The 2,338-nt window shown below is 65.1% G+C and carries 2 protein-coding genes and 2 pseudogenes; all 4 read left to right on the top strand.

What is annotated here, in order from left to right:
• Window positions 1-824 (top strand): annotated as a pseudogene (locus HMPREF3145_RS11875) (DNA polymerase III subunit gamma/tau); the annotation flags it as partial.
• Window positions 825-877: 53 nt separating this feature from the next.
• Window positions 878-1,252, top strand: coding sequence for a YbaB/EbfC family nucleoid-associated protein (locus HMPREF3145_RS07835; protein WP_070422682.1), 375 nt, complete (start codon window positions 878-880; stop codon window positions 1,250-1,252).
• Window positions 1,253-1,319: 67 nt separating this feature from the next.
• Complete coding sequence (gene recR, locus HMPREF3145_RS07830) at window positions 1,320-1,946, top strand: recombination mediator RecR (protein WP_070422681.1); 627 nt, start codon at window positions 1,320-1,322, stop codon at window positions 1,944-1,946.
• Between the two features lie 92 nt (window positions 1,947-2,038).
• Window positions 2,039-2,338 (top strand): annotated as a pseudogene (locus HMPREF3145_RS07825) (HNH endonuclease); the annotation flags it as partial.

Raw genomic sequence — 2,338 nt, 5'->3', positions numbered from 1 at the left:
CCGCGCCGGCCGCCCAGCAGCCTGCCGCGCCCGCGCCTGCACAGCCCGCCGCGCCTTCCGCGCCCGCTGCGCCGGCACAGCAACAGCCAACGCCGGAACCGCAGCCAGCGCCCCAGCCTGAACCCGCACAACCGGATCCGGCTCCGCAACCCGCTACGCCCGAACCCGCGCCGGAGCCAGCAGCGCCACAACAGGCCGCACCGCAGCCGGACACGGACGAGTTGTACCAGCGCATCGAACGCGACTGGACCCGCCTGCGCCAATCCGTCGGCGCACGCAACCAGGTCGCCGAAATCATGCTGACGGAAGCGAAACCGCTCGGCTTCGACAACGACACCCTCGTCGTCGGCCATCACACCGGGGCGCTCGCCGACCGCATCAACGCCGAACGCAACAACGCAGACATCGTCGCCGTATTCACCGAAAAGCTCGGCACGCCAATCAAGGTCCGTTGCGTGGTCGGCACCAACCCCGACGCCGCCCACGTCAAGCGGCCAGAACCGAGGGAGGTGTGGAATCCGGGCGAGGGGTCGTCGTCAAGCGAAAAGCCCGAAGACCCTGCCCCCGCCAACAGTTGGCAAGCCGCAGTCGCCGCAGCCAGCCAAAAAGCCGCCGAACGCGCACAACGCGAACGCGACGACATCCCCCCACCACCCGAACCAGCCGAACCCTACGAAGAAGACGAACCCGAATACACACGCGAAGACGAAGAACGCGACATGGCCCAAGAAGCACGCGACGGAGAACGAACCGCCGACCGCCGCGACGCCACCGAAGTCGCCATGGATCTCCTCGCCGCCGAACTCGGAGCCAAACCCCTCTAAACGACGCGTACAATGGCCCACGGAGCTTTACCAACAAACGAAAGGTTGCAACCATGACCCAACCACAGGACATGCAGGAACTCATCCGCCAAGCCGCCGAAGTGCAGGCCGCCCTCCAGCAGGCACAGATGGAACTGCTGCAGACCGAGGTCACCGGCACCGCAGGCGGCGGCCTCGTTGCTGTCACCATGACCGGCGGCGCTGAAATCACCGACCTGACCATCAAGCCGGAAGCCGTTGACCCGGAGGACGTCGAGACGCTGCAGGACCTCATCCTCGCCGCATACCGCGACGCCCACGACCAGGCCGGCAAGCTCGCCGAAGAGAAGATCGCCCCGCTCACCGGCGGCGCAATGGGTGGCGGCGCACCGCAGGGTGGCGCCCCGCAGGCAGGCCCGGGCGATATCCCGTTCGGCGGCATCGTCTAACCTGTCGCTTTCCGCGTCCGGCCGGCCTGGTCGGGCGCGTTTTTCATGCCACGAAAGGAACCCCCGCGTGTTTGAAGGACCGCTGCAAGACCTTATCGACGAATTCTCGCGCCTCCCCGGCATCGGCCCCAAATCCGCGCAACGTATCGCGTTTCATTTGCTGAAGACGGAGCCGGAGGACATCGATAGGCTGCGCGCCGCCCTAGCCGCCGTGCGCGACGGGGTGACGTTCTGCCGCATCTGCAACAACGTCTCGCGCGAGGAAGTGTGCCGCATCTGTGCCGATTCGGGCCGCGACAAGACGCTGGTGTGCGTGGTGGAGGACGCGAAGGACATCCAGGTCATTGAGCGCACGGGGGAGTACTCGGGCCGCTATCACGTGCTTGGCGGGTCGTTGGATCCGTTGGCGAATGTCGGCCCGAAGGACCTGGCCATCGCGCCGCTGTTGCAGCGCATAGGCGGTGTGCTTGACGACGTCGACGGCGCCGACAACCCCGACGTCACCGAAGTCATCTTGGCTACCGACCCTGATACGGAGGGGGAGGCGACGGCGTCGTATTTGGCGCGTCTGTTGAAGGACTTCCCGTCGCTGACGGTGTCGCGCTTGGCGTCGGGTATGCCGCTTGGCGGGGACTTGGAGTTTGTCGACGAGCTGACACTCTCCCGCGCGTTAACCGGGCGCCTCAAGCTGTGATTTGTGGATAACTCTTTACTTTTCGACGACTCCACGCCCAGTTATCCACAGGCCAGGTGCAATTTCTGCGCCGGGCGTTTAGCGTTTTGGGCATGAATTCGTTCGAGGTGTTAGTGCAGGCGATGTCGGCCGCAGCGTTGGAGACGCTGGCTGACTTCGACCTTGAGGTTGCGCTCGCCTCGGGCTTTGCACCGGATCGAGCGCGTGCCTGGTCGCGGCTGCGGGATGTGTATTTCGGGCGCACCAAGTTCACGCGCAAACAAAAGACAGCCAGTTCTTTAGCGCGAGGTTTCTCGCTGGACGAGCTGGTGTTGATCGAGCGACGCATCGCACCGGTCAAGGATACGTCCCAGCGGTGGGCACTGCGCCTTGCCTTACTTGAGGTCGAAGGT

Origin of the sequence: Corynebacterium sp. HMSC05C01 (genome assembly GCF_001807155.1) — a bacterium.
GTDB classification, from domain to species: domain Bacteria; phylum Actinomycetota; class Actinomycetes; order Mycobacteriales; family Mycobacteriaceae; genus Corynebacterium; species Corynebacterium coyleae.
Note: the sequence above shows the minus strand (reverse complement) of the source record. Positions and strands in the feature narration are given on the sequence as shown.